The 18,060-nt window shown below is 42.7% G+C and carries 17 protein-coding genes; all 17 read left to right on the forward strand.

Annotated elements, in window-relative coordinates:
• Positions 1-33 precede the first annotated feature (33 nt).
• The 17 genes from mdh (at position 34) to mqnC (ending at position 17,992) form a co-directional block, all read left to right on the forward strand.
• Positions 34-975, forward strand: coding sequence for a malate dehydrogenase (mdh, locus tag OKX00_RS07625; protein ID WP_265410001.1), 942 nt, complete (start codon positions 34-36; stop codon positions 973-975).
• Positions 976-1,068: 93 nt separating this feature from the next.
• Positions 1,069-1,545, forward strand: coding sequence for a MaoC family dehydratase (locus OKX00_RS07630; protein WP_265410002.1), 477 nt, complete (start codon positions 1,069-1,071; stop codon positions 1,543-1,545).
• Between the two features lie 588 nt (positions 1,546-2,133).
• Positions 2,134-2,844 (forward strand): response regulator transcription factor, encoded by a 711-nt coding sequence (locus tag OKX00_RS07635; protein WP_053357594.1) that lies wholly within the window; start codon positions 2,134-2,136, stop codon positions 2,842-2,844.
• Positions 2,844-4,583, forward strand: coding sequence for a two-component system histidine kinase PnpS (gene pnpS, locus OKX00_RS07640; RefSeq protein ID WP_091003989.1), 1,740 nt, complete (start codon positions 2,844-2,846; stop codon positions 4,581-4,583). The genes OKX00_RS07635 and pnpS overlap by 1 nt, the downstream gene beginning before the upstream one ends.
• A gap of 213 nt (positions 4,584-4,796) precedes the next feature.
• Positions 4,797-7,436, forward strand: coding sequence for a DNA polymerase I (polA, locus tag OKX00_RS07645; RefSeq protein WP_265410003.1), 2,640 nt, complete (start codon positions 4,797-4,799; stop codon positions 7,434-7,436).
• A gap of 60 nt (positions 7,437-7,496) precedes the next feature.
• Positions 7,497-8,318 (forward strand): DNA-formamidopyrimidine glycosylase, encoded by an 822-nt coding sequence (gene mutM / locus OKX00_RS07650; RefSeq protein ID WP_265410004.1) that lies wholly within the window; start codon positions 7,497-7,499, stop codon positions 8,316-8,318.
• Positions 8,319-8,377: 59 nt separating this feature from the next.
• On the forward strand, positions 8,378-9,010 hold the full coding sequence (gene ytaF / locus OKX00_RS07655; protein WP_053358507.1) for a sporulation membrane protein YtaF: 633 nt from the start codon (positions 8,378-8,380) through the stop codon (positions 9,008-9,010).
• Positions 9,011-9,028: 18 nt separating this feature from the next.
• Positions 9,029-9,622, forward strand: coding sequence for a dephospho-CoA kinase (coaE, locus tag OKX00_RS07660; protein ID WP_265410005.1), 594 nt, complete (start codon positions 9,029-9,031; stop codon positions 9,620-9,622).
• Between the two features lie 130 nt (positions 9,623-9,752).
• Positions 9,753-10,790, forward strand: a complete 1,038-nt coding sequence (locus tag OKX00_RS07665) for a glyceraldehyde-3-phosphate dehydrogenase (protein ID WP_265410006.1) — start codon at positions 9,753-9,755, stop codon at positions 10,788-10,790.
• A 310-nt stretch (positions 10,791-11,100) separates the two neighbouring features.
• Positions 11,101-11,487, forward strand: a complete 387-nt coding sequence (gene speD, locus OKX00_RS07670; RefSeq protein ID WP_053357600.1) for an adenosylmethionine decarboxylase — start codon at positions 11,101-11,103, stop codon at positions 11,485-11,487.
• A gap of 91 nt (positions 11,488-11,578) precedes the next feature.
• On the forward strand, positions 11,579-11,974 hold the full coding sequence (locus tag OKX00_RS07675) for a cytosolic protein (protein WP_265410007.1): 396 nt from the start codon (positions 11,579-11,581) through the stop codon (positions 11,972-11,974).
• A 75-nt stretch (positions 11,975-12,049) separates the two neighbouring features.
• Positions 12,050-12,511 (forward strand): transcriptional regulator NrdR, encoded by a 462-nt coding sequence (gene nrdR / locus OKX00_RS07680; protein ID WP_053357602.1) that lies wholly within the window; start codon positions 12,050-12,052, stop codon positions 12,509-12,511.
• Positions 12,512-12,608: 97 nt separating this feature from the next.
• The gene (locus OKX00_RS07685; RefSeq protein ID WP_265410008.1) at positions 12,609-13,988 is read left to right on the forward strand and encodes a replication initiation and membrane attachment family protein; all 1,380 of its coding nucleotides are present in this window, start codon (positions 12,609-12,611) and stop codon (positions 13,986-13,988) included.
• A 14-nt stretch (positions 13,989-14,002) separates the two neighbouring features.
• The gene (gene dnaI / locus OKX00_RS07690) at positions 14,003-14,941 is read left to right on the forward strand and encodes a primosomal protein DnaI (RefSeq protein ID WP_053357604.1); all 939 of its coding nucleotides are present in this window, start codon (positions 14,003-14,005) and stop codon (positions 14,939-14,941) included.
• A 118-nt stretch (positions 14,942-15,059) separates the two neighbouring features.
• On the forward strand, positions 15,060-15,914 hold the full coding sequence (locus OKX00_RS07695) for a GRP family sugar transporter (RefSeq protein WP_053357605.1): 855 nt from the start codon (positions 15,060-15,062) through the stop codon (positions 15,912-15,914).
• Positions 15,915-15,930: 16 nt separating this feature from the next.
• Positions 15,931-16,719 (forward strand): glucose-1-dehydrogenase, encoded by a 789-nt coding sequence (locus OKX00_RS07700; protein WP_265410009.1) that lies wholly within the window; start codon positions 15,931-15,933, stop codon positions 16,717-16,719.
• Between the two features lie 166 nt (positions 16,720-16,885).
• Positions 16,886-17,992 (forward strand): cyclic dehypoxanthinyl futalosine synthase, encoded by a 1,107-nt coding sequence (gene mqnC, locus OKX00_RS07705; protein WP_265410010.1) that lies wholly within the window; start codon positions 16,886-16,888, stop codon positions 17,990-17,992.
• The last annotated feature ends 68 nt before the right edge of the window (positions 17,993-18,060 follow it).

Raw genomic sequence — 18,060 nt, forward strand, 5'->3', positions numbered from 1 at the left:
AAATAGAACCAGGATAATTTGGAGGGATTCTTTATGGCAGTGAACACACGCAAAAAGATTTCAGTCATTGGTGCAGGTTTTACAGGAGCAACAACAGCATTTATCGCAGCACAAAAAGAACTTGGGGATGTAGTGCTTGTTGACATTCCTCAAGCAGAAAATCCTACTAAAGGAAAAGCGTTGGACATGCTTGAAGCAAGCCCTGTACAAGGATTCGATGCGAACATCATTGGTACTTCCAACTATGAAGATACAAAAGATTCCGATGTAGTAGTTATCACTGCAGGAATTGCACGTAAACCAGGTATGAGCCGTGATGATCTTGTGAACACAAATGCAAAAGTCATGAAAAGCGTTACACAGGAAATCGTGAAATATTCTCCGAACACTGTAATCATCGTTCTAACTAACCCGGTTGATGCGATGACTTACACAGTTCTTAAAGAATCCGGTTTCCCGAAAAGCCGTGTAATCGGCCAATCCGGTATCCTTGATTCTGCTCGTTTCCGTACGTTCATCTCTCAAGAATTGAACCTCTCTGTAAAAGATATTACTGGTTTTGTTCTTGGCGGACACGGGGACGACATGGTGCCGCTCGTACGCTACTCTTATGCAGGCGGAATTCCATTAGAAAAATTAATTCCACAAGAACGTTTGGATGCGATTGTTGAACGTACTCGCAAAGGCGGAGGAGAAATCGTAAACCTTCTTGGAAACGGAAGCGCTTATTACGCTCCTGCTGCTTCATTGGTTGAAATGATAGAAGCGGTATTGAAAGACCAAAGACGTGTTCTTCCGACTATCGCTTACCTCGAAGGCGAATACGGCTATGATGGAATTTGCCTTGGCGTTCCTACAATCGTAGGCGGAAACGGCCTTGAAGAAATCATTGAGCTTGAATTATCAGCAGATGAAAAAGCAGCGCTAGACCGTTCTGCAGAATCTGTGAAAAGCGTAATGAACATATTAGCATAAATCATTTGGTAAAAAGGTTCGGGTTTTTCCGGATCTTTTTATCACTTCACAAATGTAAGCGTTTACTTAGGGCTTAATGAGGGGTGGTCTTGTATGTTGTTCGGAAAAAAGCGTAAACTGGGCAGAAAAATAGAAGAGATCCAAACAGGGGAAAAACTCGAACTTTCCGAAACGATTGAAGATAAGGATTTGCTTTTGTACCTCGGACTCACCAATGACAACAACCCTTTATTCATTCAACATGATTATGCATCCATGACGCCATTTAAAAAACCAATTGTTCCGCAGGTTATGCTTATTGGCATGGTAACAGCTGCGGTGTCCAAGTATTTACCTGGACCAGGAAGCAGCATTAAAAAACAATCCTTATCTTTTCCAAAACCTGTTTATCATTACGGCAAAGTTCATTTTTTGTTTCAGGTGACAGACATTGACCAGGAAGCTCATTCCATCAAGATGAGGGTTGAGGGGAAAAATGAAAAAAGCGAGCTGGTAATGGAAGGGGATCTTGAAATATGCCCTCCATATCAGCCGAAATCCATAACCTCCAACACGTTGGACAACTTCTAGACCGGGCAGCCGGTCTTTTTTTATGGCTCTTTTCTAAAAGATTGTTGCTTTTGGGTCATTTTTGTAAAGAGTCTTCATTGACAAGTTGATTGTAGTGCAAGGTGCTGAGACTCCTCGAAAATGAATTTCACATTTTCTTCGTGCGATATAACGCTGCCGAAGCCTTCCTTGTCCTGCGGGAGAAGCGGGACAGGTGAGACCCACAGGCGCTGGCGCCCCCGCGGAAAGCGAGCATCCTGAAACGGAAATCAACTACTCCTAAGAGCAACAAAGGTTACGAAAACAGCCTTTTTTATTGAAGGAAAGTATAAGATTTTGTTGGCATAGAAGCAGTGTCTAGCTTTAGCGCCCGAGGATAAAAATTGAATTCTATTTTCGTCTTAAATGATGAAATATGAGTCTTATTTCATCTTAGGTCCTCGAAGGACGAAATATAAACACATTTCGTCTTTGGGCGCTTCAGCTTTTCTTTTTAAAAATTTACAAACTTTACGAAATCTTTAATCTGACCCTTTTGTGCTTGGAAGAAAAAAATAGTATGATTGTAATGAATAAAGGTGAAACGTAACTAAAAAAGGGTGGGAAAAGATGAGCCAGAAAATCATGGTAGTCGAGGACGAATTATCGATCTCAACATTATTGCAATTTAATTTAGAACAAGCTGGTTTTGAAGTGATCACCGCAATGGATGGACGAAAGGGCCTTGAATTGGCTGAAATGGAAAAACCGGATTTAATGGTTCTTGATCTTATGCTGCCTGAAATGGATGGTCTCGAGGTTTGTAAAAACTTGAGACAAAAGCAGCTTTTTATTCCCATACTCATGCTGACTGCAAAAGACGATGAATTTGATAAGGTGTTAGGATTGGAATTAGGGGCAGATGATTATATGACAAAGCCGTTTAGTCCCCGTGAAGTGGTTGCCCGGGTGAAAGCCATCCTTCGGCGTACCAAGCAGGCAGCTATCGAGGAACCTGCTCAAGCAGAGGAATCGGAAAAGCTGACGATTGGAGAAGTAGAAGTTTATCCCGAGAACTATGAAGCTTTTTATAAAGGGACAGCACTTGAATTGACTCCGAAAGAGTTTGAACTGCTGGTGTACCTCTCAAAGAATAAAAACAGGGTACTCACCAGGGAACAGCTTCTGTCTGCTGTATGGAATTATGATTTTGTCGGCGACACAAGGATTGTTGATGTGCATATCAGCCACCTGCGGGAAAAAATAGAAGAGAATACAAGAAAACCGGTCTATATTAAAACCATCAGGGGAATGGGCTATAAGCTTGAGGTTCCGCAATAATGCCAGATTTTAAAAACCGGGTACTCTCTTTTTTCCTGGTTGGAATTATGCTTGTTTTTATCCTGCTTGCTCTAATTGTCGGAGGTCTGGTGCACTATAACGTAAAGGAAAAGCGTCTGCAATCTTACCAAAGTGAGCTCCAGCTTGTTTCCCTTGCTGCTGTTAATAAGGATACTGGCCTCTTGGAAAAGCAGTTGGATCGGGCTGAAAAAGATTTAGGTGGAAAACTTCTCTATTTATCTCCCAAAGGCAAAGTTTTGGCGCAATCAAAAAGTGAGAAAGAAGCTGTTCCTGATCAGCCTTTAAATGGATTGGACGAATATAAAGGCAGTTCACTGGTTTCAACGAAAGATATGGACCGTCTCGTTTATACACTGCCGGTTAAAAATCAAACATCCGGTTCACTTGAAGGGTATGTCCAGCTAGTTATTCCTGAAAAGACAGCCAACAGCACGGAGAGATCCATTTGGCTTGCCATGTCTCTTGGTTTTCTCATCAGCCTGGTCATCATCCTCTTTGTCTCAATCCGTGTGCTGAATCGGATTGTTAAACCAGTAGAAGAGGCAACGAGCACAGCGAAGGAGCTGGCGAGAGGGAATTTTAAGGCTAGAACTTATGAATATAAGGGAGATGTCGGTGAACTGAACTTTTCTTTAAATGTGCTTGCAAGAAACCTTGAGAAGATGACAAAGTCCTATGAATCGCAGCAGGACCGTCTGAAGACACTGATCGAGAACATGGGCAGCGGTCTCATTCTCATCGATTCTGATGGCTATATCACGATTGTTAACCGAGCCTTTAAGGAAATTTTTAAAGAGTATACCGATTCCTGGACGAGCCACTTGTTTCATGAAGTCTTTCCATATAAAGAAATTAAAGAAATCGTTGAAGATACATTTATTATGGAAACCAACATACGGAAACAAGTCGTGCTTCCTATTCATATTGAGAGAAAGAACTTTGATGTATACAGCGCACCGGTCCTCAACAGTCTCGGGAAGCTCCGCGGCATTGTTCTCGTTTTTCATGACATTACGGAATTGAAAAAACTTGAACAGATGAGAAAGGATTTTGTTGCCAACGTATCCCATGAATTGAAAACACCGGTCACTTCTTTGAAAGGTTTTGCTGAAACGCTGCTGGATGGAGCGGACGGCAATCCGGAAATCCGCAAAAAATTTCTTACAATCATGTGGAATGAGAGCGACAGGCTGCAGCACCTCATTCAAGATCTGCTTGATCTCTCTAAGGTGGAACAAGGATTTTCTTTGAACCTGCAAAAAGTCAGCCTGTCGACGATCGTAGAAGAAGTGATCGTCATGCTTGAAACAAAAGCGCAGGAAAAAGAGATAACGATCAAGTATTCTGCAGAAGGGAACACCATGATTGAAGGTGATTCACCGAGATTAAAGCAGGTTTTCATCAACCTTATAAACAATAGCTTAAACTACACTCCAAAAGGCGGAAGGATCACGATCCGCCTGAAGGAAAGCAGTGAAAAAGTAACCTTCAGTGTATCCGACACCGGTATTGGTATCCATAAAGAGGAAGTCTCGCGTATTTTCGAACGATTCTACAGAGTGGATAAAGCGAGAAGCAGGAACTCTGGCGGTACGGGGCTTGGCCTTGCAATCGTCAAGCACTTGGTAGAGGCCCACAGGGGCCGTATCCATGTGAAAAGCAAGCCGGGAGAAGGCTCGACATTCACGCTTGTTTTCAAAAAAGAATTTAATGATTGAATTTACAAACTATTAACACTGCATTCGTGCCAGCTTAACAGTTTATCGTTATGCTTTAAGTATCCTTTTTCAGTACCCCCTTTAAGAGAATCCATGACGGGTTCTCTCTTTTTTTGTTCTAATCTTCGAACAGACGCTGGCTGGCCAATTTTCTTTTCGTATAGCCGAATGGTACAATAAAGATTAGAAAACAACCGATCAGGGGGTATTATTTTGGCAAATAAATTAGTTTTGATTGATGGAAACAGTATCGCATATCGTGCGTTCTTCGCGCTTCCTCTGCTCAACAATGATAAAGGTGTCTATACAAATGCAGTATACGGATTTACGACGATGCTGCTTAAAATATTGGAAGATGAAAAGCCCAGCCACGTGCTTGTTGCATTTGATGCGGGGAAAACAACCTTCAGGCATAAAACGTTTACCGAATATAAAGGAGGACGCCAGAAAACTCCTTCTGAGCTTTCCGAACAATTTCCGCTGATCCGCCAGCTTTTGGACGGGTTCGGAATTAAACGGTACGAGCTTGAAAATTATGAAGCGGATGATATTATCGGCACGCTTTCTAAACAGGCTGAAAATGGTGACTGGGACGTTAAGGTCTTTACTGGTGATAAAGACTTGCTTCAGCTTGTAACAGAAAACGTCAAGGTTGCACTGACCCGCAAAGGGATCTCGGAAGTAGAGGCTTATGACCTTCAACAGGTGGAAGAGAGATATGGCTTAACTCCTCACCAGATTATCGACATGAAGGGCCTCATGGGCGATCCATCCGATAACATCCCTGGAGTTCCGGGAGTCGGGGAAAAAACAGCCATTAAACTAATCAAACAGTTCGGCACTCTGGAAGAAACGCTGGAATCAATTGATCAGGTTTCAGGTGCAAAGCTGAAGGAGAAACTCAAGGACAATAAGGAACAGGCCTTGATGAGCAAAGAGCTGGCAACCATCACGCATGAGGCACCAATTGAAATCTCCATAAACGATTCTCTTTATGAAGGGTACCAAACAGAACAGCTGATTCCATTCTTTAAAGATCTTGGCTTCAACTCGCTGCTGGAACGAATCGGCGGGGACAGTGAAGAAACACAGCTGAGCGGACAGGAAAAAGAAGAGATTTCCTTTGAAAAGGCTGAAGAACTCAGTCATGAAATCTTATCATCACCTGCCGCTCTTATAGTAGAAACAACACCGGAAACCTACCATAAAGCTCCGGTCAACGGGCTGGCGATCGTAAACAGCAACGGAAAGTATTTTATTCCTGCTGAAACAGCGCTCTCTTCAGCATCGTTTAAGGAATGGGCGGAAGATGAAAGTAAAATTAAATACGTGTTTGACGCCAAAAGAGCGTACGTCGCATTGGACTGGAACGGTATTTCATTGAAGGGTGTAGAATTTGATCTAATGATCGCCTCTTATCTGCTGAATCCGTCCGAGTCCGGGGACGATGTAGCTGGAATTGCAAAACGCTACGGTATACATGACACTGATACAGAAGAAGCGGTGTACGGAAAAGGTGCCAAACGAAAGGTGCCTGAAGAAGAAATTCTATCCGAACATCTCGTTCGCAAAGCGAATGCTATTTTTGCTCTTCAGGACAAGCTTTCTGAAGAACTGAAGGAAAACGAACAGTATGAACTTTTTGCCGATCTTGAACTCCCATTATCACTGGTGCTGGGTGAAATGGAAACAACAGGAGTGAAGGTGGACGTCGGCAGGCTTCAAGCAATGGGACACGAGCTCACAGAGCAACTGAAAATACTTGAAGGAGAGATTCATGAACTTGCCGGAGTATCTTTCAATATAAATTCTCCGAAACAGTTAGGAGAGATCTTGTTTGAAAAGCTGAATCTGCCCGCCATAAAAAAGACAAAGACCGGTTACAGTACTTCGGTGGATGTGCTTGAGAAACTGGAAGGCAAGCATGAGATCATCAGGAAAATCCTTGTTTACCGCCAGCTTGGAAAATTAAGCTCTACCTATATTGAGGGGCTTCTGAAGGTTGTCGACGAAGATACTGATAAGATTCACACACGTTTTAACCAGGCGCTGACTCAAACAGGACGACTGAGTTCAACAGAACCAAATCTGCAAAATATCCCGATAAGGCTTGAGGCGGGAAGAAAGATCAGGGAAGCCTTCGTTGCTTCAAAACCAGGCTGGAAAATTCTTGCCGCTGACTATTCTCAAATTGAGCTTCGTGTCCTTGCCCATATTTCACAGGACGAAAACCTGATGGAAGCCTTTAAAAAGGAAATGGACGTTCATACGAAGACCGCGATGGATGTTTTTCATGTGGGGATGGATGAAGTGACCTCAGAAATGAGAAGGCATGCCAAAGCAGTTAACTTCGGTATCGTATACGGTATTAGTGACTATGGCTTGTCGCAAAGCTTGAATATTACAAGAAAAGAAGCCGGAGAGTTCATTGAACAGTATTTGAAAACTTTCCCTGGTGTAAAAGAATATATGGAATCGATCGTCCGACAGGCGAAACAGGACGGCTATGTTTCAACGCTTATGCACCGCCGCCGTTACCTGCCAGAGATTACGAGCAGAAACTTCAATTTAAGAAGTTTTGCTGAACGTACAGCCATGAATACTCCGATTCAGGGAACAGCGGCTGACATTATTAAAAAGGCGATGGTTGAAATGGATCAGGTGCTGAAAGACGAAAATCTGGAATCCTTGATGCTGCTTCAGGTGCATGATGAGCTGATCTTTGAGGTACCGGAAAATGAAATTGAAAAGCTGTGTACTCTCGTTCCGCAAGTGATGGAATCTGCACTCGGCCTTGATGTTCCATTAAAAGTTGATTTGAATTACGGAGATACATGGTACGACGCAAAATAAAAAAAAGAGAAGTGAAAACAGCCGATTTGGCTGTTTTCCGTTTGATTTGAGGTGAAAGATATGCCTGAATTGCCAGAGGTAGAAAACGTAAAAAACACACTGAACAGACTGGTTGGCGGAAAAACGATTAAAGAAGTTAGAGTCTTATGGAGCAATATTATTAAACATCCTGAGATCGATGAATTCAAAATCCGGCTCAGCGGCCAGACCATAAAACATGTAGAGCGAAGAGGCAAGTTCCTTAAGATTTTTCTTGATGATGACGTTCTTGTTTCCCATCTGAGAATGGAGGGGAAGTATGCGTTAAACCAAAAGGAAGAACCGTTTGATAAACATACGCATGTTCTCTTTGAGTTTACTGACGGAAGTGAACTCCGGTACCGGGATGTCAGGAAATTCGGTACGATGCATCTGTATCCAAAAGGGGAAGAAGAACTGCGGCAGCCGTTATCCAAACTCGGTTATGAGCCTTTTTCCGCAGAACTTACTCCATCTCTTTTAAAGAAGATGTTCTCAAAGACAAGCAGGTCGGTGAAAGCGGTCCTGCTGGACCAGTCTCTCATAACAGGTCTGGGAAACATCTATGTGGATGAAATTCTTTTTGCATCGGGTATACACCCCGAACAAAAAGCGAGCGGATTATCGCTGCAGCGATTAAAAAAGCTGCAGGAAAACATGGTATCGATCCTGAAAGAGTCGGTCGAAAAAGGCGGCAGTACGATTCGCTCTTATGTGAATTCCGAAGGGAAAGCAGGTAACTTTCAACTGGAGCTTTTTGTTTATGGAAAAAAGGGAGAGCCATGCAAAAAATGCGGCCGTGAAATTACTAGATCCGTTGTTGCAGGACGAGGCACTCATTTTTGCAGCAGCTGCCAAAAATAACAGTTTCCAAGCTCCTTTCATATACTACAGAACGTGGTATGAAAGGAGCTTTTGCCGTTATGGTGTCCTTTTCGATGCTCTTACTGGCGTTTGCAGTAAGTCTTGACAGCTTTGGTACGGGGCTGACGTATGGCATGAAGGAAATAAAGATTCCGTTAAAATCGGTCATTATCATTTCCTCATGTTCGGCCATTACCTTTTTTATTGCAATGGGGTTCGGCCATTTTTTAGAACGCTTTTTATCGCCGCATGCCGGGCAGGTAACAGGCGGCTTGATCCTTTTAGGTCTCGGTTCATATTTTTTGTACCAAGTAGCCAAGCCTGAAAAAAAGGCCGCGGCTGTACCTGAAGAGAAGACTATTGTAAAATTAGAAATAAAATCTCTGGGAATCATGATTCAAATCTTAAGTAAGCCGACAATCGCAGATCTTGATAAATCCGGCTCTATCAATGGCTGGGAGGCGGTCTTGCTGGGCGTCGCGCTTTCATTGGATGCTTTTGGAGCGGGAATCGGAGCAGCAATGGTTGATATGCCTCCTTTTCTTACTGCATTTACGGTAGCCTCCATGAGCTCGATATTTGTACTTGGTGGCATGAAATTAGGGTTTGCAGTGTCCAGGATTACGTGGATGAAGAAGCTTACCTTTCTTCCAGGGATATTACTGATTATTATAGGATTACTGAAAATGTAACAGGAGGATCGTAAAATCATGATCATAGGCCTGACCGGCGGGATTGCCAGTGGAAAAAGCACAGTTTCCAATCTTTTGCGGAGTTATAACATACCTGTTGTTGATGCAGATATAATCGCGCGTCAGGTTGTGGAGCAAGGCCAGCCCGCCTACGTTAAAATTGTCGAGAACTTTGGGATAGAAGTAATAGATGAAGAAAAGAACCTCGATCGAAAAAAACTTGGCAGCGTCATATTCAACGATTCTGCCAAACGGAAGGTGCTGAATGAGATTGTTCATCCGGCTGTACGGCATGAAATGAAGAGCCAGGCAGCACATTATCTTAATGATGGATTCAGCCATGTGGTCATGGATATTCCTCTGTTGTTTGAGAGCGATTTGACCCATATGGTGGACCGCACACTCCTGATCTTTGTTGATGAAGAAATCCAGTTCAGCCGATTAGTTATGAGAGACCACTTCACGGAGGAGGAGGCAAGGAGCAGGATTGCTTCCCAGATGCCCCTTAAAGATAAAGTAAAGCTGGCGGATGCGGTGATCACAAACAATGGATCTTTGGAAGAGCTCAAAGTGAAACTGGATGCTCAGCTTAAGGAATGGAATATTATTTAGCCCTCTGTCTAGGCAGAGGGTTTATTTTTTGCCCGTTTTTATAAAATGATGTTCTTTTTTTAATTAAATATGCTATACTAATTGTAGAAAAAGAGACAAAAAAGTATAACATATATGGAGGGAGCACACCATGAAAGCAAAAGTAGCGATTAATGGACTCGGGCGGATCGGAAGAATGGTATTTCGTAAGATGATGGAGGAAAATAACGAGTTTGAGGTTGTAGCAATCAACGCAAGCTATCCTCCTGAAACGTTAGCACATATGATTAAGTATGACTCAATTCACGGAATGTTTGATGGTGAAGTTAGTGCCCATGAAGGCTACTTAATGGTGAACGGGCAAAAAGTGCTTCTGCTCAATTCCCGCGACCCAAGAGAACTGCCATGGAAAGGGCTCGGCATCGATATCGTGATTGAAGCCACTGGAAAATTCAAAACAAAGGAAATGGCAGGCTACCATCTGCAAGCTGGAGCGAAGAAGGTTATTATTACTGCACCTGGAAAAGATGAAGACATCACGATTGTTATGGGTGTTAATGACAGCGATTACAAAGCGGACGAACATCATATCTTATCCAATGCTTCATGCACAACGAACTGTCTGGCTCCTGTAGTAAAAGTACTCGATGAACAGTTCGGGATTGAATCAGGAATGATGACTACTGTACATGCCTATACAAATGATCAAAAAAATATTGATAACCCGCACAAGGACCTCAGACGTGCAAGAGCTTGCGGCCAATCCATCATTCCAACGTCTACCGGGGCGGCAAAAGCAATCTCCAAGGTTCTTCCTCATCTTACAGGAAAATTGAATGGAATGGCACTCCGGGTCCCGACTCCAAATGTATCATTAGTTGATTTAGTGGTCGATCTAAAAACGGATGTGACAGAAGAGATGGTAAATGAGGCTTTAAGAACTGCGTCTGAGGGTGCATTAAACGGTATTCTTGGATACAGCGAACAGCCGCTGGTTTCCATTGATTATAATGGTGATGAGAATTCTTCAATCATTGATGGTTTATCAACAATGGTTATTGAGAATAAAAAAGTAAAAGTGCTTGCCTGGTATGACAATGAATGGGGCTATTCTTGCCGTGTTGTTGATCTGGCAGGTCTTGTTGCTGCAGGTTTAGCTCAAAAGGCGGATATGAGGATTCCTTCATAAAACCAATAATTAAAAAAGAACGGATGGAGCCGGTTTCTGGCGCTGTCCGTTCTTTTTGTTTTTAGACAATAACCACCTATTTTATGTCATTAGTTTTCATAAGATAATTTAGAGGGAAATTTCAAACAAGTTATTGCAAATGAAAAATAAAACAAGTATACTATGATTCGTGAACTTCAAATAAAGCAAACCAAGGCATTGGATTCTACTTAAAGGGTTAGGACCTCTTAGGACTAACTTTCCCCCGTGGTAGATGTTCAATACCGCATGCTTGAAGGCATGAAAAATTTTTAAGGGGGACTATGCTAATATGGATACAATGGGAAGACACGTAATTGCTGAACTATGGGGATGCAACAGTGAAAAGCTAAATGATATGAGGTTTATTGAAGAGACGTTTGTTGACGCTGCCCTTAAAGCAGGTGCAGAAATTCGTGAGGTTGCTTTTCATAAGTTTGCGCCGCATGGCGTGAGTGGGGTTGTTATTATTTCTGAATCACATTTGACAATCCACAGTTTTCCAGAGCATGGTTATGCAAGCATTGACGTATACACTTGTGGGGATCGTATTGATCCAAATGTGGCTGCTGATTACATTTCACAGGCTTTGGAAGCGAACAGCCGTGAAAATTTAGAAGTTCCACGTGGAATGGGTCCTGTTAAAGTTGCTAAAAATAAAGTTGCTGCTAATAAATAAAAATGAATGCTAAGTCGAAAAAGAGGTGTGTTATTTGCACCTCTTTTTTTACTTTCCGCTTTTGCATGGAGGAGTTTAGAGGAGGGGTACCATGCTTAGACAATTGCAAAATATCTTGAAGAATCATTCGGAAACTTCCGAGAACCACCAAGATCCTTTACTGCAAACCCATTATTTCAAAGCGAACCGCACAAAAGTCATGGATGCCATTGAAGAACTTGTCCGGCAGCAAAGCCATTATAAACTGCTTGGATCATCAAAAGAACGGGGCGAGCTATCTTTTGAAGTTACAGCTCCAAGGAAGGCTTTTGCCGTGATCACTGCGACCTCTCTCAGACCATTTAAAACGGCAGTCGATATTAATGTCACGTCTGAATCGCCGTTTCCGATCGATTTTGGATACAGCAGAAAGGTGATCCTTGCTATTAATGAAGGATTGAAAGGAAAGCTTGAATTTATTGGCACATCTCTGCTTGAAAACAATTAATTCTTGTCACATGCCCTCCTTTTGTCTAAGATAGAATTATAATAGAGGTTAATTAATTTTTGGAGTTGATCTGCTTTGCGTTGTCCGTCCTGTCAGTATAACGGTACAAAAGTGCTTGATTCTAGACCGGTCCATTCGGGGAGATCGATTCGCCGCAGGCGGGAATGCGAGTCTTGCACCTATCGATTTACAACCTTTGAAACGGTTGAAGAAATACCGCTGATTGTTGTGAAAAAGGAAGGTACCCGGGAAGAATTCAGCCGTGAAAAAATTCTTCGCGGACTTATAAAAGCTTGTGAGAAACGCCCTGTACCATTAGAAGTTCTTGAAAATATCGTGGACAACATAGAAAAGGATCTGCGGAACCAAGGGGTTTCTGAAATAAACAGCAAAGAAGTCGGCGAAAAAGTCATGGATTATCTTGCGGACACGGACGAAGTAGCTTATGTCCGATTTGCTTCGGTCTACCGGCAATTTAAGGACATCAATGTATTCATACAGGAACTGAAAGAATTAATAAAAAAAGACGAGCACTAACTTGCGTAAGACAGTACCAGTTTTACGCTTTTTTTTATCGGAATGCTTGTTTTTCTCTATAGACTTAGAAAAAACTTTTTTTTGAAAGGTGAGAACCATGAGTGTACACTGGAAAGAAATTGTCCCGGTGGATACATATGAGGTTCAATTTAGCGGCTATCTCCATAATATAGACCGCAAAGTATTGACCATGCTGTACCAGCCGTTAATAGGCGCTTTTGCCTATAGTTTATATATGACATTTTGGTGTGATGCCGAAATGAAAATGCCAAAAGAGCAAACGCATCAGAGGCTCATGAATGTTACCCAATTTTCATTGAAGGATATTATTGCTGCCCGAAAAAAGCTGGAAGCCATCGGCCTGCTGAAAACTTATAAACGGGATAAAGAAGATTCGAGGGTTTACTTATATGAATTGCAAACCCCTCTCTCACCGGATGGATTTTTCAACGATGGGGTCTTGAACATCTATCTTTATAATCGATTAGGCAAAACAAAATATTGCGAGATGCGAGACCATTTTATTCAAGAAGAAACTGAGATGGAAGAATACGTGGAGATGACGTCATCATTTAATGATGTTTTCGTATCACTTCATCCCTCTGAAATGACAGCAGGGACTTATTCGGAAATTCAGGAGGGATCAGGCGGAAGTCTGGCAGAAAGAAAACCAGGCAATCCGTTGTCCATCACTTCTGAGGACTTTGATTTTGATTTGTTGATCTCCAGCATTTCAAGCTTTATTCTTCCGAAAGAGGTCATAACTCCTTCCATAAGGGAATCGATCCTTAAACTGGCATACGTTTACCAGATGGGACCGCTTGAGATGAGCAGGCAAATCCAAAACGCGTACCATCTTCATGGAGAGTTGACTGCCGAAAATCTCCGGAAGGAAGTTCAAAAATGGTACAGGATTGAAAACAACAACCAGCTGCCGCAGATGGCTCTCCGTACTCAGCCGCAGAGCTTAAAATCAGCTGCAGGCAGAGAGCCTGTCACAGAAGAAGAAAAAGTGATAAAATTCTTTGAAGAAGTATCACCTTTTCAATTGCTGGAACTCCAATCTGGAACAAAGCCGGCGGAAGTGGATTTGAATATTGTTACGTATCTCATGCTTGAGCAAAAAATGACTCCGGGTGTGGTCAATGTTTTGATCGACTATGTACTGAAGACCAATGATCAAAAACTTACACGTTCGTTCGTCGAAAAAATTGCGAGCCACTGGGCCAGGAAAAAAGTACAAACCGTTCAGGAAGCCATGGCGCTAGCTCGTTCAGAACAGAAGAAGTACAAAGAGTGGCAGGAGCGTAAGAATACAAATTATAAGCGTAATGGAACCCAGAAAAAGAGCGCCCGTCTGCCAGATTGGCTGAAGGATGAAGAGGCAACGGCAGAGAAAAAAGAAAAGAACAATAATAATAATGAGCTTGAAGAGCAAAACCAGCAATGGCTTGAAAACCTGCTTAAAGAAATCTAAAGGGGGGAACGAAAATGGAATCGATTATGGACGCCGTTAAAAAAATGGAAGGGTACGGTCAGCTTAAAAAGGAATATGACCGAATTAAGCAGCATGTACTCACAGATCCTTATGTTATCTCATTCCTGGAGCAGAACCCTGATTTGAATCAATCAAGCATTGAAAAAGGATTGACGAAGCTCTATGAATATTCCAAGGAAAAGAACCATTGTTCCAATTGCCCAGGGCTGAATCTTTGCCCAAACCTGATGCAAGGGTATCAGCCGGAACTGGCGGCAGAAAGAAATACGATCGAAATTTATTATGAAAAATGTTCGCTGAAAAAACAGGATGAAAAGCAGAAGTCGATGAGTGCCCTCATCAGAAGCTATTTTATCCCGAAAGATATCCTGCAGGCATCCTTTGACCGTCTTCACAGCATTGATCAAGACAGAAGAGAAGCGATTGGTGCTGCATGGGATTTTGTCAAAGCGGCTTCTTCTGGAGAAGGGGCGAAAGGGATTTACTTTTACGGCAAGTTTGGTGTTGGAAAGACTTATCTGCTGGGTGCGATAGCCAACGCGTTGGCTGAGCGGCAGATTCCTTCATTGCTCGTTCATACTCCCGAGTTTCTGCGGGAGATGAAAAGCAGCCTTTCTGACGGAAGTTTCAACGAAAAAATGGAGCTGCTCAAAACCGTTCCTGTCCTCATGCTTGACGATCTTGGTGCCGAAAACATGACAAATTGGGTCAGGGATGAAATCATTGGTGTCATACTTCAATATCGTATGATGGAGAGGCTGCCGACGCTGTACTCCTCCAATTATGATTTTACCTTGCTTGAAGAGCATTTTTCCTACTCGCAAAAAGGCGGCCTCGAGCAAGCAAAAGCAAAACGGATCATGGAGCGTATTCGCCATCTTGCCGTGCCAATCTTTATCGGTGGAGATAAAAACTTCAGAACTTTTCAGTAAAATAGATCTACTTGATTAACCTCTATCATAAAAGATAGAGGTTTTTTGTTTAGTCTCATGAATCTTCGGGAAGATGCAAATACTACCTATAGAATCAGCAGACAGAAAGGAAATGAATATGGGAATAATTCTAGCAGTCATCACAGCAGTTTGCTGGGGAAGCATTGTATTGGTCAGCCAAAAACTTGGGGGAGATTCATACAGCCAGACATTGGGGATGACCATCGGTGCCCTTGTCTTTTCGGTAATTACATTTTTTATCGTTCAACCTGATATGAACTCTCTTGTAATCATTGTAGGAGCGATTTCGGGTGCCTTATGGGTTGTCGGCCAGCGGTTTCAATTTGCGACTGTTGATCACCTCGGTGTGGCAAAAACGGTGCCTCTCTCAACGGGTATGCAGCTATTTGGGACAACACTCTTTGGCGTACTCGTGTTTCATGAGTGGAAAACAAAAACAGAGATCATTATTGGAATCATCGCTATCGTTGTTATCATTTTAGGAGCCGTCTTTACATCGATCAGGGATAAGAACAACAAAGAGGACGGCGGGACCAATTATAAAAGAGGTTACCTTATCTTGCTGCTATCCACCGCAGGCTATGTTGGCTATGTGGTTATTGTCAATTGGTTTAAGGTTGGAGGATGGGAAGCGATACTTCCACAGGCAGCGGGTATGTTTATCGGCGGTTTACTTCTCACTTTTACAGGTAAACCGTTTAATAAATTTGCTGTAAGAAATATTTTAACCGGAATTCTATGGAGTACAGGAAACATCACTTTGTTGCTTTCATTGCCGAAGATTGGTGTAGCGACAAGTTTTTCGCTTTCACAAACGGGAATCATCATCTCCACTCTCGGCGGAATTTTTATTTTAAAAGAAAAGAAGTCAAAACGGCAGATCATCTTCGTTATTGCAGGATGTCTACTTATTATCGCGGGCGGTGTTATGCTCGGGATTACAAAACGTTAAGGAGCGGATGAAAAACATGTTTACAGATCTAGAAGGAAAAGCAGTCATTATCACAGGAGCGAGTACAGGAATCGGAAAAGCCTGTGCCCAACGTTTTGCAAAAGAAAAAGCAAAGATCACTGTAAATTATTTTAGTGAAAAGGGTAATGAAGTGGAAGAACTTCTCCAGGAATTAAGAAATCTCGGCGGAGAAGCGATCGCCGTTCAGGGAGATGTGACAAAGGAAGAAGATATTAAAAATCTGGTCGAACGCACAGTGGAATCCTTTGGAAGACTGGATATTATGATTAACAACGCGGGGATTGAAAATGAGGTTCCGTCACACGAGCTATCTCTTGAAGATTGGAATAAGGTTATCTCCACGAATTTGACGGGGCAATTTCTTGGCTGCCGTGAAGCAATCTCGTATTTTCTGAAGAATAACATTGAAGGCAGTATTATTAACATGTCGAGCGTTCATGAGATCATCCCTTGGCCGCACTTTGTGCACTACGCAGCGAGTAAGGGCGGTGTAAAGCTCATGACTCAGACGCTAGCGATGGAATATGCACCAAAGAAAATCAGGGTAAATGCCATTGCGCCAGGTGCCATCAACACACCAATCAATGCCGAAAAGTTTTCAGATCCTGGCAAAAAAGCGGATGTAGAAAAACTAATTCCAATGGGCTATATCGCTGAACCTGACGAAATTTCTTCTGTCGCCGTGTGGCTCGCTTCCAAGGAATCAAGATATGTAACAGGACATACCCTCATTGCTGATGGAGGAATGACATTATATCCTTCTTTCCAGGCAGGCCGTGGATAAGACTTAAATAATTAAGATGAAACGAACTAAGACAAACCGGCTTGCTCGGTTTGTCTTTCTCTTTTATCATTGCATTCCTGCAGCTGTATTCATTTCGCAAAATTTTTTAAAATGTGATAGGATAATAGAATGATACATAAGATGTCCGTAACTGGAGGTAATATAGATGAGCATTGATGCGATTTTGCAGAAAGCCCTTGATGGTACACGATTGACCGTTAAGGATGCTGTTGCTCTGTATGAGAGTGATGAAGTTGAAAAAATGGGTGAGGCGGCCGACATCATCATGAAGCGGTGGCATCCAGAACCGATTACTACTTTTGTTATCGGGCGAAACGTGAACTATACCAATTTTTGTGATACATACTGCCGTTTCTGTGCATTCTACCGTCCGCCTGGAAGCAAGGAAGGTTATGTGCTGGATGATGAAGTGATCTTCCAAAAAATCCAGGAAACGATCGATGTAGGCGGAACAGAGATCTTGATGCAGGGTGGAACAAACCCGAATCTGCCGTTCTCTTATTACACTGATCTGCTCCGCAATATTAAAAAGCGCTTTGATATTACGATGCACTCCTTCTCTCCCGCTGAGATCTGGAAGATGGTCGAAGTTTCAGGCCTCTCACTGGAAGAAGTCCTAAAAGAGCTGAAGGATGCAGGACTTGACTCACTGCCTGGCGGCGGAGCCGAGATCCTTGATGACCGTACGAGGAAAAAAATCAGCCGCTTAAAAGGATCATGGACAGAGTGGATCGACTGCATGAAAACGGCGAAGAAAGTCGGTCTTCATTCCACGGCTACCATGGTTATCGGTTTCGGCGAGACCTTTGAAGAGAGAGCATTGCATCTTCAGCGTGTCCGTGATGCTCAAGATGAGACCAACTGTTTCTTAGCCTTTATCTCATGGACGTTCCAGCCAGATAACACGAACTTAAAGGGTGAGAAAACAACGCCAAGAGAATATCTTAAAAATGTGGCAATCTCACGCCTCTTCTTGGATAACATTTCAAACTTCCAGTCTTCCTGGGTGACGATGGGACCTGAGGTTGGCAAAAAGTCTCTTCATTACGGCTGCAACGACTTCGGAAGCACGATGATGGAAGAGAACGTGGTCTCAGCTGCCGGAACGACCCATAAAGTCAATACGAATCTGACACTGCGCCTCATACGGGAAGCGGGTAAAATCCCGGCACAGCGCAACACCAAATACGAAACGCTGCGTGTGTTCGACGAAGAAGAAACCGCAGAAAAAGACTTTGTCATGCAGAACTGATAGAAAAACATAGAATCCCGGCCTTTCTTGTAGAGTGCTGGGTTTTTTTGCGCAATTAATTATTGGAA

It is taken from the genome of Fictibacillus sp. KU28468, assembly GCF_026153615.1.
Classification (GTDB): domain Bacteria; phylum Bacillota; class Bacilli; order Bacillales; family Fictibacillaceae; genus Fictibacillus_C; species Fictibacillus_C marinisediminis.